The following is an 18703-nucleotide window of genomic DNA, read 5'->3' on the forward strand; positions in this document are numbered from 1 at the left end:
CCCTAAGCGTGCGGTATATTTAGCTGATTGATGACGAGGGAAACGTTCCATGAAGCAAATCCGGTTACTGGCACAATATTACGTTGATTTGATGGTGAAGCTCGGATTAGTGCGCTTCTCGTTGTTGCTGGCCTCTGCCCTTGTGGTGTTGGCTATTGTGGTGCAAATGGCCGTGACCATGCTGTTACGTGGCCAGGTTGAAAGTATTGATGTCGTCCGTTCTATCTTCTTTGGCCTGTTAATTACGCCCTGGGCCGTCTATTTCCTTTCCGTGGTGGTTGAACAGCTCGAAGAGTCGCGCCAGCGGCTTTCAAAGCTGGTGCAGAAACTTGAAGAGATGCGCGAACGCGATCTAAAACTCAATGTGCAGCTCAAAGACAACATTGCACAGTTGAACCAGGAAATTGCCGACCGCGTTAAAGCCGAAGATGAACGCCGTACCATGCTTGAGCAATTGAAAGTTGAGATGCAGGAGCGTGAAGAGACGCAACTCCAGCTTGAGCAGCAGTCGTCATTCTTACGCTCTTTCCTTGATGCTTCCCCGGACCTGGTTTTCTATCGCAATGAGGACAAAGAGTTTTCGGGTTGTAACCGTGCGATGGAACTGTTGACGGGCAAAAGCGAAAAACAGCTGATTAGCTTGAAACCGGAAGATGTCTATTCGCCAGAAGCGGCGCAGAAGGTTATCGAAACGGACGAAAAAGTATTTCGTCATAATGTTTCCCTTACCTACGAACAATGGCTGGATTACCCCGATGGGCGTAAAGCCTGTTTTGAAATTCGTAAAGTGCCTTATTACGACCGTGTCGGCAAACGCCATGGCTTGATGGGCTTTGGTCGCGATATTACTGAGCGTAAGCGTTATCAGGATGCGCTTGAGGGCGCCAGCCGCGACAAAACTACCTTCATTTCTACGATTAGCCATGAACTACGTACACCGCTGAACGGTATCGTCGGTTTAAGCCGTATCTTACTTGATACCGAACTGAATGCTGAACAAACAAATTATCTCAAGACCATTCACGTTTCGGCGATCACGCTGGGTAATATTTTCAACGATATCATTGATATGGATAAGCTTGAACGCCGTAAGGTTCAGCTTGATAATCAACCAATTGATTTCACCAGCTTCCTTGCTGATCTCGAAAACCTCTCCGGCTTGCAGGCGCAGCAAAAAGGGCTGACGCTTGAAATGAACCCAACCCTACCGTTGCCGCATAAAGTGGTGACGGACGGTACGCGTTTGCGCCAGATTCTCTGGAACCTCATCAGCAACGCCGTGAAGTTCACCCCGAAAGGCGGGTTAGTCGCTGTGCGTGTGCAGTATGAAGAAGAGAATACGCTGCGCTTTGAAGTGCAGGATTCCGGTATTGGTATTCCGCAGGATGAGCAGGACAAGATCTTCGCCATGTATTATCAGGTGAAAGATAGCCACGGTGGTAAACCAGCAACTGGTACGGGGATTGGTCTGGCGGTATCGCGCCGTCTGGCTAAGAGCATGGGTGGCGATATTACCGTTAGCAGTAAGCCGGGTGAAGGCTCTCTGTTTACCCTGACAATTCAGGCACCGCGCGTGGCGGATGAAGTTGAAGATACCCTTGAAGACGACGAAATGCCGCTGCCAGCGTTGCACGTGTTGCTGGTGGAAGACATTGAGCTCAACGTGATTGTTGCACGCTCGGTGCTTGAAAAGTTGGGTAATAGCGTAGATGTCGCAATGACGGGCAAAGAGGCGTTAGAAAAATTCACCCCGGGAGAGTATGACCTGGTGCTATTGGATATTCAGTTGCCTGATATGACGGGGCTGGATATTTCCCGTCAGCTGACAACACGTTACGCCCGTGAAGATTTACCGCCGCTGGTGGCCTTGACTGCTAACGTATTGAAAGATAAAAAAGAGTATCTGGATGCTGGCATGGATGATGTGCTGAGCAAACCACTCGCAGTTCCGGCGTTGATGGCGATGATCCAAAAATTCTGGGACAACCAAAAATCAGAGTCTGAAAAGGAGTCTCCAATGTCTCAAGTTAATAGTGAAAAGCAACAAGCCTTGCTCGATATTCCGATGCTTGAGCAGTACATGGACTTAGTAGGACCAAAACTGATTACTGATGGACTGGCGATGTTTGAAAAAATGATGCCGGGTTACCTGAGTGTGTTGGATTCCAATATGACCGCACGCGACCAGAAAGGTGTGGTGGAAGAAGGCCATAAAATTAAAGGTGCTGCGGGCTCTATTGGATTGCGCCATTTACAGCAAGTTGCTCAGCAAATTCAGTCGCCGGACTTACCAGCCTGGTCAGAAAATGTGGGTGAGTGGATTGAAGAATTGAAGCATGAATGGCAACACGATGTTGATGTTCTGAAAGCCTGGGTTGCGAACGCCCCCAAAAAATGACCCCGGATAAACCGGGGTGCGCGAATTCTGCGCCAACACCAGGGAAAAGCCCGGTTGCGCCGTAAGTTATAAGTTTTTATCCAGTCGGCGCAGCCGATAATCTCGTATGCTGCTCAGGCATTAAGATAGCAAATCTTAAATGATTTGTTACGTGAATCAGTAAAATGTGTGAAGCATAGCGATCAAATCATAATAACTGATGATAACTATCGCATGATCAATAGGAATGGCCGAATGAAGAAGATTGGTGTGGTGCTTAGTGGCAGTGGGGTTTACGACGGTAGCGAGATTCAAGAAGCGGTTATTACTCTATTGGCAATCGCTCGCTCTGGCGCTGAAGCTGTTTGTTTTGCACCTGATAAACCTCAAGCAGAAGTTATTAATCACCTGACTAATAATAAGTCTATTGAGCATCGTAATGTACTGGTTGAAGCAGCTCGAATTACCCGGGGGGCTATTACTCCACTGGAGCTGGCCGATGCTAACGAACTGGATGCGTTGATTGTTCCAGGTGGCTTTGGTGCGGCAAAAAATCTGTGCGATTTTGCCAGTAAAGGTAGTGAGTGTCAGATTGATGGCGATTTACGCCGCCTTGCCAGGGATTGTCACGCGCAGGGTAAGCCTCTTGGTTTTATCTGTATTGCTCCTGTGATGTTGCCAAAGATTCTTGATGTACCAGTGCGTTTGACCATTGGCACGGATATCGACACCGCAGAAATAGTTGAAGAGATGGGGGCAGAACATGTCCCTTGCCCGGTCGATGATATCGTGGTTGATGAAGAGCAAAAAGTAGTGACCACGCCAGCTTATATGTTGGCAACACGTATTGATGAAGCCGCATTGGGCATCGAGAAACTGGTCGCTCGCGTTATGGATATGACTGCATGAAGAAAGGGCGAATTGCGCTCTTGAGTACCCTGAGGCGCTGGCTATTTCGCGGTGTACTGGCTTTCGCCGGAGTCTGGCTGGCGGGGGTTATTCTGTTTAGCTTTTTGCCTGTGCCGTTTTCAGCCGTAATGGTAGAGAGGCAGCTCAGCGCCTGGTTTAGCGGTGATTTCGGTTACGTAGCTCACTCGGATTGGGTAAGTATGGATGAGATCTCACCGTTGATGGGGCTTGCGGTTATTGCGGCAGAAGACCAGAAATTTCCCAACCACTGGGGATTTGACGTTAATGCTATCGAAAAGGCCATTGCCCATAATGAACGTAATGAAAATCGCGTTCGCGGCGCATCGACACTTTCTCAGCAAACTGCCAAGAACTTGTTTTTGTGGGATGGACGAAGCTATGTCCGTAAAGGTCTTGAGGCTGGGCTAACGCTGGGTATGGAGGCCGTCTGGACTAAACGCCGCATTCTCACGGTTTATCTAAATATCGCGGAATTTGGCGAGGGGATTTTTGGTGTGGAAGCCGCTTCACAGCGCTATTTCCACAAACCAGCAAGCCGTCTGACGGCATCAGAAGCGGCATTGCTGGCTGCTGTATTGCCCAATCCGATTCGCTTTAAAGCGAATGCACCTTCTGGCTATGTACACCAGCGGCAGCAATGGATATTGCGCCAGATGCGCCAGTTGGGTGGCGAGTCATTCATGGCGCAGAATGAGCTGAAGTAAATTAGTCTTCGTCAAAACCTGAATTAAACAGGGCGATAACCGCATTCAAGGCTTGCTCTTCTTCAGGCCCGGTAACTTCAATTTCGATGTGTCCACCTTTAGCGGAATCCAGCATCAGCAATGCAATCACGCTGTTGGCTTCCGCCTCCGTGCCAGCCTCGTTACGCAGCATTACTTCGGCATCAAAGCTTTGCACCAGTTCGAACAGTTTCATTGCTGGGCGCGCGTGCATGCCCAGTTTGTTGGTGATCTCAACGGTCTGTTTTACTGTCATGTTTTGCGTTTTTCCAGCGTACGGTGACGGGATTGCACATTTTTCCCGCGCGAACGGAAATAGTCTGCCAGTTGTTCAGCAATATAAACTGAACGGTGTTTACCGCCTGTACAACCAATTGCCACAGTCAAATAGCTGCGGTTATTGGTTTCCAGCATCGGTAACCACTGCTCAAGATAACTGCGTGTCTGGTAGATAAAATTGTGCACTTCGGTGTGACGGTCAAGGAACGCAGCGACAGGTCTGTCGAGACCAGTCATCGGACGAAGCTTCGGATCCCAATGCGGGTTTGGCAGGAAGCGTACGTCGAATACGTAGTCAGCATCGATTGGAATACCGTGTTTAAAGCCGAAGGACTCGAACACCATAGTCAATTCGCGTTCACGTTTGCCGAGCAGGCGCGTACGCAACATTTCCGCAAGTTCGTGCACTGACATTTCAGAGGTATCGATAATCAGATCAGCTCTGGATTTCAGTGGTTCCAGCAGGTCACTTTCTTCATCAATTGCACTTTCTAACGAAAGATTTTTGTTGGAAAGTGGATGCAATCGACGCGTGTCGCTATAACGACGGATCAGCGTATTGCGATCGGCGTCGAGGAATAATAATTGTGGCGAAAATGAGTCAGGCAGATTACTCATCGCCTGTTCAAAAATTTCCGGGTTTTCCGGCATGTTACGCACGTCGATGCTCACTGCCGCAGAAATTTTTCGCTCTGCGAGAGTTTTGGCAAGATCAGGTAACAGCACCACTGGTAGATTATCTACGCAGTAGAATCCCATATCTTCTAGTGCACGCAAGGCTACAGACTTCCCTGAACCAGAGCGGCCGCTGACGATCATCAGCACCATTTTTTCACTCCCCCAACTTCTCTTGCTGTGATGTCAACACAATCACAGCCAGATTATTCACTTTCACTACCATGTTCTGTTTCGGTAATGATCTGATAAAGCTCTTCATCGCTTTGCGCAGAACGCAGGCGTCGACAAATTGTTTTGTCTGCCAGACGCTTTGCCACCAGAGATAATGTGTGCAAATGCGTTTTTGTTTGATCCGCCGGTACAAGCAGCGCAAACATGAGGTCTACCGGCTGGTTATCAATCGCATCAAATGCGATAGGGGTCTCCAGTTTAATAAACACCCCAACCGCGCGGGTGGTATCTTCTTCCAGCTTCCCATGAGGTATAGCGATACCGTTACCGATACCGGTACTCCCCATACGTTCGCGCGTCAGCACGGCTTCAAAAACCACTTGTGGTGGCAGGCCGAGTTGCTTTGCTGCCAGCTCACTGATGATTTCCAGTGCACGTTTTTTACTCTGGCAATGTACGTTGGTACGAGTACATTCCTTGTTCAGGACATTACTAAGTTGTAGAGCAGAATCGTTGTTCATCATAAGTTCACCTAAGCACCCTGTTATGCTAACGGCCCGTTAAGTAACGAGCCGTCTATGCTGGAACAGTTGCCCGGATTATCAGTGTTGTTTTAGTTTATCTTTATGTTTGGTTAACTGGCGCGCCAGTTTATCAATTAAGCCATCAATTGCCGCATACATATCCTGGCCATCAGAGCTTGCATGGATTTCACCACCATTCACATGAAGCGTTGCATCGGCAATATGCGTGACCTTTTCAACCTTTAACACAATGTAGACCTGGTTAATTCTATCGAAGTACTGCTCCAGTTTGGCAAACTTCGTACTCACAAAATCGCGCAGTGCGTCAGTGATTTCGACGTTTTGTCCTGTAATGTTGAGCTGCATAGTGTCTTCCTTATCGGTTAAGTCATACCAGCTGTTTACGCTGATTTGACGGTGGTATGGATAAAGACTCTCGGTACTTCGCAACAGTGCGGCGTGCCACCATGATCCCCTGATCGGATAGCATAGTCGTTAACTTGCTATCACTCAGAGGTTTCGCAGGGTTTTCCGCAGCAATTAATTTCTTCACCAGTGCCCGAATCGCCGTAGATGAGGCCTCGCCTCCGCCTTCGGTATTCACATGGCTTGAGAAGAAATACTTCAATTCAAAAATGCCGCGTGGACTGTGCAAATATTTTTGCGTGGTCACACGGGAAATAGTCGATTCATGCATTTCGACTACTTGGGCGATATCAGCAAGAACCATCGGTTTCATGTGCTCTTCGCCGTGCTCAAAAAAACCTTGTTGCTGCTCAACGATACAGCGACTGACGCGCAGCAGCGTATCGTTGCGACTTTCAAGACTTTTAATCAACCACTTCGCTTCTTGCAGGTTACTGCGAATAAATTGTGAGTCGCTGTCATTGCGGGCATTGGTACCCATTGCAGCGTACTGCTGATTAATTTTAAGGCGTGGAATGCTGTCGGCGTTTAATTCTACCGTCCAGCGCCCCTGAATCTTTTTGACCAGAATATCGGGAATGACATATTCGGGTTCACTGGTTTGAATCGATTGGCCTGGGCGTGGATCCAGAGACTGAATCAGGCACATTGCCTCTTTCAGAACTTCTTCTTTCAGGCGAGTGACGCGCATCAGGCTACGGAAATCATGGTTGGCCAGTAGATCCAGATGATCGCTGACAATCAGTCGTGCCTCGGTCAGCCACGGTGTTTCTCTGGCGTACTGAGAAAGTTGGATGAGCAAGCAATCGCGGAGATCGCGTGCGGCAACGCCAACAGGATCAAAACGCTGGACGCGTTTAAGTACCGCTTCTACTTCGTCGATCGTGATTTCTTCATCGCCCATGCTTTCCAGAATTTCTTCCAGCGAAACCGTGAGATAACCCATCTCATCGACAGCATCGACAATAGATGTCGCAATGGCAGTATCGGTATCAGAGAACGGAGTGAGATCGACCTGCCACATCAGGTAATCCTGAAGTGACTGGGTAGTTTCCCCTTGATAAACCGGCAGCTCGTCATCACTGTAATCAGAGCCTGTTCCTGATGGCGTGCCCGCGGTGTAGATCTCGTCCCAGCTGGTATCTAACGGCAATTCGTCAGGCATCTCTTTTTGTTCGAGAGCTTCACGGGTATCTAACGCTTCGTTTTCACGAACTTCCTGAGTTTCAATTTCTTCATGCAGATCGGTTTGCTCAAGCAGTGGGTTACTTTCCAGGGCTTGTTGGAGTTCTTGCTGAAGCTCTAACGTTGACAACTGCAACAGGCGGATTGCCTGCTGTAACTGTGGAGTCATAGCAAGTTGTTGGCTAAGCCGTAATTGCAAACCTTGCTTCATATTCAGAGCGAGCTTCCTCAGGTATATACCCGGCATACTTCGAGTTGCCCGAACGTGGGCAACTCGAATTACCCAGAGTATTAATAATTATACTTCCTACCCTATCAGAGTCTGAACTCTTCGCCCAGATAGACGCGCTTAACATGCTCATCTTCCAGGATTTCCGCAGGCGTGCCATGGGCAATTAACTGGCCCTGGCTTACGATGTAGGCTCGTTCACACACGGCCAACGTTTCGCGTACGTTATGGTCAGTAATCAGCACACCAAGCCCGCTATCGCGCAAGTGCTCGATAATCCGCTTGATGTCGATGACGGAGATTGGGTCAACACCTGCAAAAGGTTCGTCCAAAAGAATAAATTTCGGGTTTGCAGCCAGAGCGCGGGCAATTTCAACACGACGGCGCTCACCACCAGACAGAGACTGCCCGAGGTTATTGCGCAGATGCTCAATGTGAAACTCTTCCATCAACTCATTCGCACGGTCTTCACGCTGCTCAGCGCTGAGGTCATCACGAATTTGCAGGACAGCCATCAAGTTATCGAACACGCTTAAGCGACGGAAAATTGACGCTTCTTGCGGTAAATACCCAATCCCGCGACGGGCACGAGCATGAAGCGGCAGAAGACTAATGTCTTCATCATCAATAATGATGTTCCCTGCATCACGCGGCACAATGCCAACAACCATGTAAAAAGTCGTGGTTTTGCCTGCACCGTTAGGGCCAAGTAAACCGACAATTTCACCTGATTTAACGGTCAGGCTGACGTCTTCAACAACGCGGCGGCCTTTGTAGGCTTTGGCGAGATGTTTTGCAATTAAAGTAGCCATAACGAATTAGTTACTCTTTTTCGGGGCTGGCGCCGGAGCCTGGCCGTCTTTTTTCTGCAATTGAGAAGGGACCAGAACTGTGGTGACACGTTTCCCTTTTTCGCTAAAGGCCTGCATTTTCTGCTCTTTAACCAAATAGGTAATTTTGTCGCCTTTAATATTGCTGTCGACCTGCTCAAGATAGGCATTGCCAGTCAGTACGACAAAATCGTTCTGCAACTCATAGTGCATGGTCGCTGAGTGGCCACTAACGGGTTTACCACTATCTTGCATCTGATAGAACGTGGCTGGATTACCGTAGCCATCAATGATTTCTTTACCTTGCTCACCGCCCGGACGGGTCACAACCACTTTATCAGCGTTAATTTTGATACTGCCTTGCGTCACGATCACATTGCCGGTGAAGGTGGCGACGTTGCCTTGCATATCCAGCGACTGTTGGTCAGATTCAATGTGAATCGGCTGATCGGTATCACCGGTCAGCGCAAATGCCGAAAAACTGGCGGCTAAAAGCGTACTAGTCAGTACTAAATTACGGCTGAGTTTGTTTATTCTGGATTTCATAGGATGTTCTAACCTTTTCAATCAGCTCGGCATTTTTGCTGCGTAAGTTTCCACGCATTTTGAGGCCGGTAGAGTTAAAGCTGGTTCCGTACAAGGTTACCTGGTCATCAGACGCAACATCCTGAGTGACTAAATTAACCTGCGCATTGTCCGTGGTAATTTTGCGTAGCTGTGAATCTGGTGTCAGGGCTGTCAGCACCACATTTCCGTACAAATACAGCATCCGATCGTTAGTCAGTTTGGCGCGATCTGCCCGTAATGACCAGGTTGCTACTTTGTTTTCGTCATACTGTGTCATCACCGGATTGGTGAACCATGAAACAGCAGTGTCGGAAAAGTATTCAACGTGTTCTGCGACCAGCCGGTAATTTAAAGCCCCTTCAGGACTGTAGGCGAGGGTCGTAGAATGTTCACTTTTATAGGTCGGCTCGTTACTGTTCACTGTTTGTGGTGCAACAGTGTCTTTATCGACCAGATTTACACCAATCAATACCAGTGCCAGCAATGAAAGCAGGATGATAACCCAACGTCTGGTCTTACTCATATAGATAGCCCTTTGGCCTCATCAAGCTTTCCTTGGGCCAGTAAAAGGAGATCGCAGACTTCGCGTACTGCTCCTCGTCCGCCAGCAATACGTGTAACGTAGTCTGCACGAGGAATAAGTAAAGGATGAGCGTCCGCTACCGCGACACTCAAACCTACTTTAGCCATTACAGGCCAGTCGATTAAATCATCCCCGACATAAGCCACTTGCTCAGCTGGAATGGCGAGCTTATCTAATAGATCCTGAAAAGACAGCAGCTTGTCAGATTGACCTTGATAAAGATGGGTAATGCCAAGCGTTTCGCACCTGTCCTCAAGAAGTTTTGCTTTCCGGCCAGTAATAATCGCCACTTCGATATCAGAGGTTAGTGCACAGCGAATTCCATAGCCATCACGCACGTTGAATGCTTTCAGCTCTTCGCCGCTATTACCCATATAAATCAGGCCGTCAGACATTACACCGTCAACGTCTAAAATAAGCAGGCGCACGTTTGCTGCCCGCTCCATCACGCGCGTGCTTACCGGCCCATAACAAGTGGCAAGAGACGCTTCATGGTTACTCATTAAGGCTAATCCTTTGTTAAACCACGCCTGCGCGTAGCATGTCATGCATATGTACCACACCCAGTAGTTGCTCGCCATCTGCAACCAGTACTGAGGTTATATGGCGGGACTGCATCAAGTTCAGTGCATCAACCGCCAATAGCGTTGGGCGAACACGAATTCCGCCGACAGTCATGACATCTGCGATATTCAGGGAGTGGAGATCAACGCCCATATCAAAGACTCGACGTAAATCACCATCAGTGAAGATCCCTTCAATTTTCATCAGGGAGTCACAGATTACGGTCATACCCATATTTTTGCGCGTTATTTCCAGTAATGCATCGCGCAATGAAGCATCTTTACTGACATGGGGGATCTCATCGCCAGTGTGCATAATATCGCTGACACGTAATAACAGTTTACGTCCCAATGCACCGCCTGGGTGAGAAAGTGCAAAATCTTCTGCAGTAAAGCCACGAGCTTTCAGTAGAGCAACAGCAAGCGCATCACCCATCACAAGTGTTGCCGTGGTGCTGGATGTTGGAGCCAGTCCTAACGGGCAAGCTTCTTGGGGAACCTTGACACAAAGATGGACATCGGCCGCTTTGCCCATTGAACTTTCCGGGCGACTGGAGATGCAAATCAGTGGCACCTGCAATCGTTTGAGAACCGGAATCAGCGCCAGAATTTCGTTTGACTCGCCAGAGTTTGAAATAGCGATAACAATATCTTGCGTGCTAACCATGCCGAGGTCGCCATGGCTTGCTTCACCTGGGTGAACGAAAAACGAAGGTGTACCGGTACTTGCAAAAGTTGCCGCCATCTTTTTACCGATGTGACCCGATTTGCCCATACCCATGACAACTACTTTGCCCTGGCAATAAAACATTTTTTCACAGGCCGCAGAGAAGTCTGTATTGATGTATTGCTCAAGTTGATCCAGGCCTTCACGTTCGATCTTCAGTACTTCTTTACCTGCTTGCTGAAAGTCAAAACCCGGTTGTAATTCTATCTGTGACATAATTTCCGTTCCGCTTTACCCTACGACAGGTGATGCAATAAACCACAGCATCACAATCCATACGAAGAAACTACATGTTAACAGAGCACCTGCTGCCTTGCCGATAGAGCGTGATTTACGCCAGCAAAGTACTGCAAAAATGGCACTGACTACCAACATGACCCAATAGTCACGAGCAAAGGCGTGCGGGTCAATTTCACCCGGTGCAATCAAGGCAGGAATACCCAATACCAAAACAATATTGAATATGTTCGAGCCGATAATATTGCCAATCGCAATATCGTCTTCACCTTTACGTGCACCTGCGATGGTCGTTGCAAGTTCAGGCAGGCTCGTGCCTACAGCAATAATCGTCAGGCCAATCACTAACTCGCTTACGCCAAAGTAATGCGCGAGTACGCTGGCGTTATCGATAACCATGCGAGTGGCCATCGGCATAATAATTAAAGCCACGGCGAGCCATAAAAATGCGACGGGACGGCTCCCTTCACGAGGAAGCTCTGCCAGCTGTTCGCGGGTCAGGTTGTCAGCCCCTTCATTTCCGGCAAGGCGAGCTATTTTAATCGTAAACAGCAGATAAGCTACTGCGACAGCAATCAGTATTACGCCATCAATACGGCTAAGCTGGTTATCAAAAAGAAGCCATCCGATCACGCCGCTGACGACTAACATTAGGGGCAATTCACGCCGTAGAATATCGGAATTCACGGTAAATGGATGCAAAAGTGCCGCTAAGCCGAGAATCAGTAAGATATTGGTGATATTCGAACCTAATGCTGTTCCCACCGCTAAATTCAATTGGCCATTTAGAGCGGCAGAGCTTGCGACAAGCAGTTCAGGTAATGATGTCCCGATGCTTACAACGGTTAAACCGATAAGGAGTGGCGGAACGCCGAAACTACGGCAAAGTATCGAGGCGGCGAACACCAGACGATCCGCGCCATAGACGACCAAAAGCAAACCGATAATTAACAGAGCTGTAGCTAACAGCATGCAAAATCCTTTATTCAGGTATAATCGCCGGTCTCGTGCTGTGAAAGTACCGGCAGAGCATACAGATCTGTAGGCCATGGTATGAATTCTTAATTCTGACTTTATGTGGCAGAAAAGTAAAACAAATGCCAGTTTTCGCTAATCAGGGCTGATAACATTCTGTGAAAATGTTGGGTTGGAACTGAGTTGCTATCCAATGCTTCGTCCGTGAACTTGATAAAAGGAAAGATGATGAGCCAGACGCAGACGAATCTGGTCGAAATTCGCGATGTTAGTTTTACTCGCGGCAGTCGGCGCATCTTTGACAATATTTCTCTGAACGTGCCTCGTGGCAAAATTACGGCCATCATGGGGCCTTCAGGAATTGGTAAAACGACATTGTTGCGGCTGATTGGTGGTCAAATTCAGCCTGACAATGGCGAAATCCTATTCGACGGTGAAAACGTGCCGGCTATGTCGCGCTCACGACTATATAACGTGCGTAAACGTATGAGCATGCTGTTTCAATCCGGCGCGTTATTTACCGATCTCAATGTCTTCGAAAATGTGGCATATCCGCTTCGCGAACATCGCCGCTTGCCGGAGGAGTTGCTGCATAGCACCGTTATGATGAAGCTTGAGGCGGTGGGATTACGTGGAGCCGCTAAACTGATGCCAAACGAACTCTCTGGCGGTATGGCTCGACGAGCTGCACTTGCGCGTGCCATCGCACTCGAACCTGACCTTATAATGTTTGATGAGCCATTCGTTGGTCAGGACCCTATTACAATGGGTGTGCTGGTTAAACTGATTTCAGAATTAAACAGCGCATTGGGTGTTACCTGTATTGTGGTTTCGCACGATGTACCTGAAGTGCTGAGCATCGCAGATTACGCCTATATTGCAGCAGATCAGCATATTGTCGCTGAAGGGACTCCAACCGCCTTGCGCGAAAATTGTGACCCTCGGGTTCGTCAGTTCCTTGATGGTATTGCCGATGGACCAGTACCGTTCCGCTATCCGGCAACGGATTATCGGAATGACTTATTATCAAAAACAGGGAGTTAAGTTACTCATGCTCTTTAATGCACTGGCATCGTTCGGGCAGCGGGGACTGAAAACCTGCGCGTCATTCGGCCGGGCCGGGATAATGCTTTTTAATGCGCTGGTGGGGAAACCGGAATTCCGCAAACATGCGCCATTGCTGATTCGCCAGCTGTATAACGTCGGCGTATTGTCGCTGCTGATTATTATCGTTTCTGGTCTGTTTATCGGCATGGTTCTTGGCTTGCAGGGCTACTTAGTTCTGACGACTTATAGTGCGGAATCAAGCCTGGGGATGCTGGTTGCCTTGTCGCTATTGCGTGAGCTTGGGCCTGTGGTGGCAGCGCTGTTGTTTGCTGGTCGCGCAGGTTCGGCTTTGACCGCCGAAATTGGCCTGATGAAGGCAACAGAACAACTTTCCAGTATGGAGATGATGGCGGTTGATCCTTTGCGCCGTGTCGTTTCTCCTCGTTTCTGGGCTGGTGTAATTTCCTTGCCGTTACTGACGCTTATCTTTGTCGCAGTAGGGGTATGGGGAGGAGCGCTGGTTGGTGTGAACTGGAAGGGAATCGACTCTGGGTTCTTCTGGTCTGCCATGCAAGATGCCGTCAACTGGCGTACCGATCTGATTTACTGTGTTATCAAGAGCGTAGTGTTTGCGATAACCGTTACCTGGATTGCGTTATTCAATGGCTACGATGCTATTCCTACGTCCGCAGGGATTAGCCGGGCAACAACACGAACCGTTGTGCACGCTTCATTGGCCGTTTTAGGGCTGGATTTTGTGCTCACTGCACTGATGTTTGGGAATTAAGTTCATGCAAACTAAGAAATTTGAAACTGGGGTTGGGGCATTTTTAATTATTGCATTGGCAGCCATCGTCTTCTTGTGTCTGAAAGTGGCTAATGTCACTTCGCTGCGCAGTGAGCCAACGTATCGGGTTTACGCCACCTTTGACAACATCGGTAGCCTGAAAACCGGTTCTCCATTACGCCTTGGCGGCGTAGTGATTGGACGCGTTGATGACATTACACTTGATCCAAAAACGTACTTACCGCGAGTCACTCTGGATATCGAAGAACGCTATAACCATATTCCTGATACCAGTTCGTTAGCTATCCGCACTTCAGGTTTACTCGGTGAGCAATACCTCGCACTGAACCTTGGTTTTGATGACCCTGAACTAGGTTCATCTATCCTTAAAGAGGGCGGCACGATTCAGGACACTAAATCAGCCCTGGTGTTGGAAGATCTGATTGGCCAATTCTTGTATAAGAGCGGTAATGGCGATAATCAGAAATCAGAGGATTCCTCATCGCAGGATTCAGAGAATAATAGTGCAGCGCCACAGCCTGGCACGACGCACTAATCTAAGAGGAAAAGTTTTATGTTTAAAAGATTTATCATGATTGCCATGTTGGTTATTGCGCCACTGGCGAATGCTGCGGATCAAAGCAACCCATACAAACTGATGGGCGAAGCGGCGCAAAAAACATTTGACCGACTGAAAAACGAGCAGCCTAAAATTCGTCAGAATCCGGACTATTTGCGTGAAGTTGTTGGGCAAGAACTTCTACCATATGTGCAGGTGAAATACGCGGGTGCACTGGTACTGGGCCGCTACTATAAAGATGCCACCCCTGCACAGCGTGATGCCTACTTCAAAGCGTTCGAGGCGTATCTGAAACAGGCCTACGGCCAGGCGCTTGCGATGTATAACGGGCAATCCTACCAAATCGCACCTGAGCAGCCTCTGGGTGATGCGACCATTGTGGCGATTCGTGTAACGATTGTTGATCCAAACGGCCGTCCACCTGTGCGTCTTGATTTCCAGTGGCGCAAAAACACACAAACTGGTAACTGGCAGGCTTACGACATGATTGCTGAAGGTGTCAGCATGATTACCACTAAGCAAAACGAGTGGAGCGATATCCTGCGTACCAAAGGGATTGATGGTTTGACGTCTCAGCTGCAATCAATCTCTAAACTGCCAATTACCCTGGAAAATAAAAAGTAATGGCTGATGAACTTAACTGGCAGCGTGAAGCCGCAACGTTGCACCTGGCGGGTGAGTTAGATAGCGATACGGTGGGGCCAGTATGGCGTCAGCGTGAGCAAATCATGGCTGGTATCAAAGTGTTAAATCTTTCTGGTTTATCGCGTGTAGATACTTCAGGTTTAGCGCTTTTGATTCATCTTGTGGATTTTGCCCGGTGTCAAAATGTTGAGATAGAACTCCAGGGCGCCAGCGAGAACTTACAGACGCTGACTAAACTTTATAACCTGCCAGAAGACATCCTTCCTGCTTTTGCAGGCTAGTGTTTTCATAGCGTTACTATCATTGCCCCTGATCTAATTGGATCAGGGGCTTTTTGCTTATTTAAGCCTGCGCCACTTTCCTCTAAGATGTGTGGCTTGTTTCCTTAACCGACGAATTATATCCCATGGAAAATCATGAAATTCAGACAGTGCTGATGAATGCACTGCCCCTCCAGGAAGTCCACGTCTCAGGCGATGGTAGCCATTTTCAGGTGATTGCGGTGGGTGAGTTATTCGCCGAGTTAAGTCGCGTGAAGAAGCAACAAACAGTTTATGCGCCATTGATGGAGCTGATTGCTGATAACCGTATCCATGCGGTTTCCATCAAGACCTATACTCCGCAAGAGTGGGATCGCGATCGTAAACTTAATGGTTTTTGAGCAATTCGCCACGGCGGGTTGTAACGATTTGAATTTAATAGAGAGCAGTTGCAATGGATAAATTTCGAGTTCAGGGGCCAACCCGACTGAGTGGTGAAGTGACGATCTCCGGGGCGAAGAACGCCGCGCTGCCGATCCTCTTCGCAGCACTGTTGGCCGAAGAGCCAGTTGAGATTCAAAACGTTCCAAAACTGAAAGACATTGATACCACAATGAAGCTGTTAAGCCAGTTGGGTACCAAAGTTGAACGTAACGGTTCAGTGTGGATCGATGCCAGTGAAGTAAATATCTTCTGTGCGCCTTATGATCTGGTTAAGACCATGCGTGCTTCTATCTGGGCGCTTGGGCCGCTGGTCGCACGCTTTGGCCAGGGCCAGGTTTCTTTACCTGGCGGCTGTGCAATTGGTGCACGTCCGGTTGATTTGCATATTACCGGCCTTGAGCAACTGGGTGCGGAAATTAAACTGGAAGAAGGCTACGTTAAAGCTTCTGTTCAGGGCCGTCTGAAGGGTGCGCATATTGTGATGGATAAAGTGAGCGTAGGTGCCACTGTTACCATTATGAGTGCTGCAACTCTTGCTGAAGGTACAACTATCATTGAAAACGCTGCCCGTGAGCCGGAGATCGTTGATACAGCGAACTTCCTCAACACGCTGGGTGCGAAAATTACAGGTGCAGGCACCGATCGCATTACTATCCAGGGCGTTGAACGTTTGGGTGGCGGTGTTTATCGTGTGGTGCCAGATCGTATCGAAACCGGTACTTTCCTGGTAGCAGCTGCGATTTCTGGTGGGAAAATTGTTTGCCGTAATGCTCAACCAGACACGCTTGATGCGGTGCTGGCGAAGCTGCGCGAAGCGGGTGCTGATATTGAAGTTGGCGAAGATTGGGTTAGCCTCGATATGCACGGTAAGCGTCCAAAAGGCGTGACAATCCGTACTGCGCCGCACCCAGGCTTCCCTACAGACATGCAGGCTCAGTTCACTTTGTTGAACCTCGTGGCGGAAGGTACTGGTGTTATCACTGAAACCATTTTTGAAAATCGCTTCATGCACGTCCCGGAACTTATCCGTATGGGCGCACATGCAGAGATTGAGAGCAATACAGTGATTTGCCACGGCGTTGAGAAGCTATCTGGTGCACAAGTAATGGCAACCGACCTGCGCGCGTCAGCAAGCCTCGTTCTGGCGGGTTGTATCGCAGAAGGGACCACCGTGGTTGATCGGATTTACCACATCGATCGTGGCTACGAGCGCATTGAAGATAAACTTCAGGCGTTAGGTGCGAAGATTGAACGTGTGAAAGGTAATAGCGGCGAATAAAATTCGTTGTTAAAAAGAAAAACCGGGCTTGCCCGGTTTTTTTATCTTTTCCGCATCAAACTCATTCGGTCAATGAACTGATGAGTTTCCGGATCGTAGTAGCGTGAAGGCCAAATCACCCAAGGTGAAGTTTCCAGTGCCTGCGCGATGATTAATTCACCTTTTGGCCAGGGGCGTGTCAACGTATTAGCCAAAGTAGAAGAGCTCAGACCTGCTTTCCGTGATTCAGCCGCAAGTGATGTTCCGCGTTTGCGTAGCCCTGCAATGATATCTGCCGGGTGCCAGTCAGTATTGTTACTTTCCATGTTTCTCCCTGTAACCACTTCTATTTACCGGTTTACTCAATTGCGGTTATAGCACAGCATTCACCCAAAAGACTCCAATAAATGGCGTAAAAATTCAAATTTGTGTTAACACACACAAAGTGAATGAAACCAATGAATACAGGATCCTGCGGGGAGTGGTTTTGAGGGCTGGAATGAATTTATTGGAAACTTAGTGCGCCTTTAAACGGCGCACTAACTAGAGATTAACGATCGCGTTGAACAGCCATGCGAGCCAGAGCAATTAAAGCTTCTTTGTACTCGCTTTCAGGCAGAACATTCAGAGCTGAAATAGCTTTGTCAGCTTCTTGTTCTGCTCGTAGTTGAGTCCATTCCAGCGAGCCACAGGCCGCCATAGCATCTAACACTGGCTGCAGTAAATGACGCCCGTTGCCTTGCTCAATAGCCTCACGAATCATCTTTGCTTGCTCAGCGTTACCGTTACGCATTGCGTGCAGTAAAGGGAGAGTCGGCTTGCCTTCGTTCAGGTCATCACCCACATTTTTACCAAGTGTTTGCCCATCGGCACTATAGTCCAGAAGATCGTCGATAAGCTGGAAAGCAGTGCCGAGATAGCGGCCATAATCCTGAAGTGCGAGTTCTTGTTCCGCAGTTGCATCAGCTAAAATACCTGAGCACTGAGCTGCAGCTTCGAACAAACGCGCTGTTTTGCTGTAAATCACCCGCATATAGCTTTCTTCAGTAATATCAGGGTCATTACAATTCATCAATTGCAGAACTTCACCCTCGGCTATGACATTCACCGCTTCGGACATCACTTCCAGAACCTTGAGCGAGCCTAGTTGAGTCATCATCTGGAAGGCGCGGGTATAAATAAAATCACCAACTAATACACTAGCGGCATTGCCAAATGCGGCGTTAGCCGTTGCCTTCCCGCGACGCATATCTGACTCATCAACGACATCATCATGAAGTAGTGTCGCGGTGTGGATAAATTCAATGAGAGCCGCAATATTGATATGCGCGCTTCCCTGATAACCAAGCGTGCGAGCAGCAAGAACAGCAATCATTGGGCGGATACGTTTACCACCGCCACTGACGATGTAATACCCTAACTGATTGATCAATTGGACATCTGAATTCAACTGTTCAAGGATGACCGCATTGACTCCCGCCATATCTTGCGCGGTTAACTCGTTAATTTTTTCTAAATTCATCGCAAAAGTCTGGCTTAAAGTCCTGTTTACCACATGTCTTTATGGAATCACGTGAGGGTAGAGGAGTAATAATGTAGTACAGATTGTACTGAAAAAACGAGGCAGATAAACGGCTGGTGTGATGTTGCGTTTTTTTCTACTCTGTTTAATGACAGGG

23 protein-coding genes are annotated in these 18703 nt (G+C 48.4%); 10 read left to right on the top strand and 13 right to left on the bottom strand.

Annotation, left to right across the window (positions count from 1 at the left end; translation table 11 throughout):
• The first annotated feature begins 49 nt into the window (after nt 1-49).
• The 3 genes from arcB (at nt 50) to mtgA (ending at nt 4011) form a co-directional block, all read left to right on the top strand.
• Entirely contained in the window at nt 50-2398 is a 2349-nt protein-coding gene (gene arcB, locus AC0IXI_RS02485) for an aerobic respiration two-component sensor histidine kinase ArcB (protein WP_134184822.1), read from the top strand.
• Nucleotides 2399-2632: 234 nt separating this feature from the next.
• On the top strand, nt 2633-3286 hold the full coding sequence (gene elbB, locus AC0IXI_RS02490) for an isoprenoid biosynthesis glyoxalase ElbB (RefSeq protein WP_064514111.1): 654 nt from the start codon (nt 2633-2635) through the stop codon (nt 3284-3286).
• Nucleotides 3283-4011 carry a monofunctional biosynthetic peptidoglycan transglycosylase gene (gene mtgA / locus AC0IXI_RS02495; RefSeq protein ID WP_064514110.1) on the top strand — a complete coding sequence of 243 codons (729 nt, stop codon included), beginning with the start codon at nt 3283-3285 and terminating at the stop codon, nt 4009-4011. The genes elbB and mtgA overlap by 4 nt, the downstream gene beginning before the upstream one ends.
• A 1-nt stretch (nt 4012) precedes the next feature.
• Here mtgA and npr read toward each other — a convergent pair whose 3' ends face one another.
• The 11 genes from npr to AC0IXI_RS02550 form a co-directional block, all read right to left on the bottom strand.
• The gene (gene npr, locus AC0IXI_RS02500; protein WP_034459769.1) at nt 4013-4285 is read right to left on the bottom strand and encodes a PTS phosphocarrier protein NPr; all 273 of its coding nucleotides are present in this window, start codon (nt 4283-4285) and stop codon (nt 4013-4015) included.
• Nucleotides 4282-5136: an RNase adapter RapZ gene (gene rapZ / locus AC0IXI_RS02505; protein ID WP_064514108.1), complete on the bottom strand. Its 855-nt coding sequence runs from the start codon at nt 5134-5136 to the stop codon at nt 4282-4284. Before rapZ ends, npr begins: the two co-directional genes overlap by 4 nt.
• 53 nt (nt 5137-5189) lie before the next feature.
• The gene (gene ptsN, locus AC0IXI_RS02510; protein WP_064514106.1) at nt 5190-5681 is read right to left on the bottom strand and encodes a PTS IIA-like nitrogen regulatory protein PtsN; all 492 of its coding nucleotides are present in this window, start codon (nt 5679-5681) and stop codon (nt 5190-5192) included.
• 78 nt (nt 5682-5759) lie between these two features.
• The gene (gene hpf, locus AC0IXI_RS02515; protein WP_064514104.1) at nt 5760-6047 is read right to left on the bottom strand and encodes a ribosome hibernation promoting factor; all 288 of its coding nucleotides are present in this window, start codon (nt 6045-6047) and stop codon (nt 5760-5762) included.
• Nucleotides 6048-6069: 22 nt separating this feature from the next.
• Nucleotides 6070-7503, bottom strand: coding sequence for an RNA polymerase factor sigma-54 (gene rpoN, locus AC0IXI_RS02520; protein ID WP_134184820.1), 1434 nt, complete (start codon nt 7501-7503; stop codon nt 6070-6072).
• A gap of 104 nt (nt 7504-7607) precedes the next feature.
• A complete protein-coding gene (gene lptB / locus AC0IXI_RS02525; protein ID WP_034459758.1) occupies nt 7608-8333 on the bottom strand; it encodes an LPS export ABC transporter ATP-binding protein in 726 nt (241 codons plus the stop codon).
• Nucleotides 8334-8339: 6 nt separating this feature from the next.
• The gene (lptA, locus tag AC0IXI_RS02530; protein WP_471681883.1) at nt 8340-8897 is read right to left on the bottom strand and encodes a lipopolysaccharide ABC transporter substrate-binding protein LptA; all 558 of its coding nucleotides are present in this window, start codon (nt 8895-8897) and stop codon (nt 8340-8342) included.
• Nucleotides 8866-9441 carry an LPS export ABC transporter periplasmic protein LptC gene (gene lptC, locus AC0IXI_RS02535; RefSeq protein ID WP_064514098.1) on the bottom strand — a complete coding sequence of 192 codons (576 nt, stop codon included), beginning with the start codon at nt 9439-9441 and terminating at the stop codon, nt 8866-8868. Before lptC ends, lptA begins: the two co-directional genes overlap by 32 nt.
• Entirely contained in the window at nt 9438-10004 is a 567-nt protein-coding gene (gene kdsC / locus AC0IXI_RS02540) for a 3-deoxy-manno-octulosonate-8-phosphatase KdsC (protein WP_471681884.1), read from the bottom strand. The genes lptC and kdsC overlap by 4 nt, the downstream gene beginning before the upstream one ends.
• A gap of 16 nt (nt 10005-10020) precedes the next feature.
• Nucleotides 10021-11007 (bottom strand): arabinose-5-phosphate isomerase KdsD, encoded by a 987-nt coding sequence (gene kdsD / locus AC0IXI_RS02545; protein WP_424221647.1) that lies wholly within the window; start codon nt 11005-11007, stop codon nt 10021-10023.
• Nucleotides 11008-11022: 15 nt separating this feature from the next.
• Nucleotides 11023-12000: a calcium/sodium antiporter gene (locus AC0IXI_RS02550; RefSeq protein WP_134184816.1), complete on the bottom strand. Its 978-nt coding sequence runs from the start codon at nt 11998-12000 to the stop codon at nt 11023-11025.
• A 231-nt stretch (nt 12001-12231) separates the two neighbouring features.
• Here AC0IXI_RS02550 and mlaF point away from each other — a divergent pair, with 231 nt between their 5' ends.
• The 7 genes from mlaF (at nt 12232) to murA (ending at nt 17045) form a co-directional block, all read left to right on the top strand.
• Nucleotides 12232-13047 carry a phospholipid ABC transporter ATP-binding protein MlaF gene (mlaF, locus tag AC0IXI_RS02555; RefSeq protein ID WP_064514090.1) on the top strand — a complete coding sequence of 272 codons (816 nt, stop codon included), beginning with the start codon at nt 12232-12234 and terminating at the stop codon, nt 13045-13047.
• A gap of 7 nt (nt 13048-13054) precedes the next feature.
• Nucleotides 13055-13837: a lipid asymmetry maintenance ABC transporter permease subunit MlaE gene (gene mlaE / locus AC0IXI_RS02560; RefSeq protein WP_064514217.1), complete on the top strand. Its 783-nt coding sequence runs from the start codon at nt 13055-13057 to the stop codon at nt 13835-13837.
• 4 nt (nt 13838-13841) lie between these two features.
• The gene (mlaD, locus tag AC0IXI_RS02565) at nt 13842-14393 is read left to right on the top strand and encodes an outer membrane lipid asymmetry maintenance protein MlaD (RefSeq protein ID WP_134184814.1); all 552 of its coding nucleotides are present in this window, start codon (nt 13842-13844) and stop codon (nt 14391-14393) included.
• An 18-nt stretch (nt 14394-14411) separates the two neighbouring features.
• The gene (gene mlaC, locus AC0IXI_RS02570; RefSeq protein ID WP_134184812.1) at nt 14412-15041 is read left to right on the top strand and encodes a phospholipid-binding protein MlaC; all 630 of its coding nucleotides are present in this window, start codon (nt 14412-14414) and stop codon (nt 15039-15041) included.
• Entirely contained in the window at nt 15041-15343 is a 303-nt protein-coding gene (mlaB, locus tag AC0IXI_RS02575; RefSeq protein ID WP_134184809.1) for a lipid asymmetry maintenance protein MlaB, read from the top strand. The genes mlaC and mlaB overlap by 1 nt, the downstream gene beginning before the upstream one ends.
• Nucleotides 15344-15468: 125 nt before the next feature.
• Nucleotides 15469-15723 carry a BolA family iron metabolism protein IbaG gene (gene ibaG / locus AC0IXI_RS02580; RefSeq protein WP_034459734.1) on the top strand — a complete coding sequence of 85 codons (255 nt, stop codon included), beginning with the start codon at nt 15469-15471 and terminating at the stop codon, nt 15721-15723.
• Nucleotides 15724-15776: 53 nt separating this feature from the next.
• Entirely contained in the window at nt 15777-17045 is a 1269-nt protein-coding gene (murA, locus tag AC0IXI_RS02585) for a UDP-N-acetylglucosamine 1-carboxyvinyltransferase (protein ID WP_064514082.1), read from the top strand.
• 41 nt (nt 17046-17086) lie between these two features.
• Here murA and sfsB read toward each other — a convergent pair whose 3' ends face one another.
• A complete protein-coding gene (sfsB, locus tag AC0IXI_RS02590) occupies nt 17087-17350 on the bottom strand; it encodes a DNA-binding transcriptional regulator SfsB (protein ID WP_064514080.1) in 264 nt (87 codons plus the stop codon).
• 224 nt (nt 17351-17574) lie between these two features.
• Nucleotides 17575-18546, bottom strand: a complete 972-nt coding sequence (ispB, locus tag AC0IXI_RS02595; protein ID WP_064514078.1) for an octaprenyl diphosphate synthase — start codon at nt 18544-18546, stop codon at nt 17575-17577.
• Nucleotides 18547-18703: the final 157 nt, after the last annotated feature.

This window comes from Buttiauxella sp. AC038, assembly GCF_979253565.1.

Bases quoted from the DNA above. Each gene is read 5' to 3' on its own strand.
- arcB (WP_134184822.1), top strand. From the start codon at position 50: ATGAAGCAAATCCGGTTACTGGCACAATATTACGTTGATTTGATGGTG.
- elbB (WP_064514111.1), top strand. From the start codon at position 2,633: ATGAAGAAGATTGGTGTGGTGCTTAGTGGCAGTGGGGTTTACGACGGT.
- mtgA (WP_064514110.1), top strand. From the start codon at position 3,283: ATGAAGAAAGGGCGAATTGCGCTCTTGAGTACCCTGAGGCGCTGGCTA.
- npr (WP_034459769.1), bottom strand. From the start codon at position 4,285: ATGACAGTAAAACAGACCGTTGAGATCACCAACAAACTGGGCATGCAC.
- rapZ (WP_064514108.1), bottom strand. From the start codon at position 5,136: ATGGTGCTGATGATCGTCAGCGGCCGCTCTGGTTCAGGGAAGTCTGTA.
- ptsN (WP_064514106.1), bottom strand. From the start codon at position 5,681: ATGATGAACAACGATTCTGCTCTACAACTTAGTAATGTCCTGAACAAG.
- hpf (WP_064514104.1), bottom strand. From the start codon at position 6,047: ATGCAGCTCAACATTACAGGACAAAACGTCGAAATCACTGACGCACTG.
- rpoN (WP_134184820.1), bottom strand. From the start codon at position 7,503: ATGAAGCAAGGTTTGCAATTACGGCTTAGCCAACAACTTGCTATGACT.
- lptB (WP_034459758.1), bottom strand. From the start codon at position 8,333: ATGGCTACTTTAATTGCAAAACATCTCGCCAAAGCCTACAAAGGCCGC.
- lptA (WP_471681883.1), bottom strand. From the start codon at position 8,897: ATGAAATCCAGAATAAACAAACTCAGCCGTAATTTAGTACTGACTAGT.
- lptC (WP_064514098.1), bottom strand. From the start codon at position 9,441: ATGAGTAAGACCAGACGTTGGGTTATCATCCTGCTTTCATTGCTGGCA.
- kdsC (WP_471681884.1), bottom strand. From the start codon at position 10,004: ATGAGTAACCATGAAGCGTCTCTTGCCACTTGTTATGGGCCGGTAAGC.
- kdsD (WP_424221647.1), bottom strand. From the start codon at position 11,007: ATGTCACAGATAGAATTACAACCGGGTTTTGACTTTCAGCAAGCAGGT.
- AC0IXI_RS02550 (WP_134184816.1), bottom strand. From the start codon at position 12,000: ATGCTGTTAGCTACAGCTCTGTTAATTATCGGTTTGCTTTTGGTCGTC.
- mlaF (WP_064514090.1), top strand. From the start codon at position 12,232: ATGAGCCAGACGCAGACGAATCTGGTCGAAATTCGCGATGTTAGTTTT.
- mlaE (WP_064514217.1), top strand. From the start codon at position 13,055: ATGCTCTTTAATGCACTGGCATCGTTCGGGCAGCGGGGACTGAAAACC.
- mlaD (WP_134184814.1), top strand. From the start codon at position 13,842: ATGCAAACTAAGAAATTTGAAACTGGGGTTGGGGCATTTTTAATTATT.
- mlaC (WP_134184812.1), top strand. From the start codon at position 14,412: ATGTTTAAAAGATTTATCATGATTGCCATGTTGGTTATTGCGCCACTG.
- mlaB (WP_134184809.1), top strand. From the start codon at position 15,041: ATGGCTGATGAACTTAACTGGCAGCGTGAAGCCGCAACGTTGCACCTG.
- ibaG (WP_034459734.1), top strand. From the start codon at position 15,469: ATGGAAAATCATGAAATTCAGACAGTGCTGATGAATGCACTGCCCCTC.
- murA (WP_064514082.1), top strand. From the start codon at position 15,777: ATGGATAAATTTCGAGTTCAGGGGCCAACCCGACTGAGTGGTGAAGTG.
- sfsB (WP_064514080.1), bottom strand. From the start codon at position 17,350: ATGGAAAGTAACAATACTGACTGGCACCCGGCAGATATCATTGCAGGG.
- ispB (WP_064514078.1), bottom strand. From the start codon at position 18,546: ATGAATTTAGAAAAAATTAACGAGTTAACCGCGCAAGATATGGCGGGA.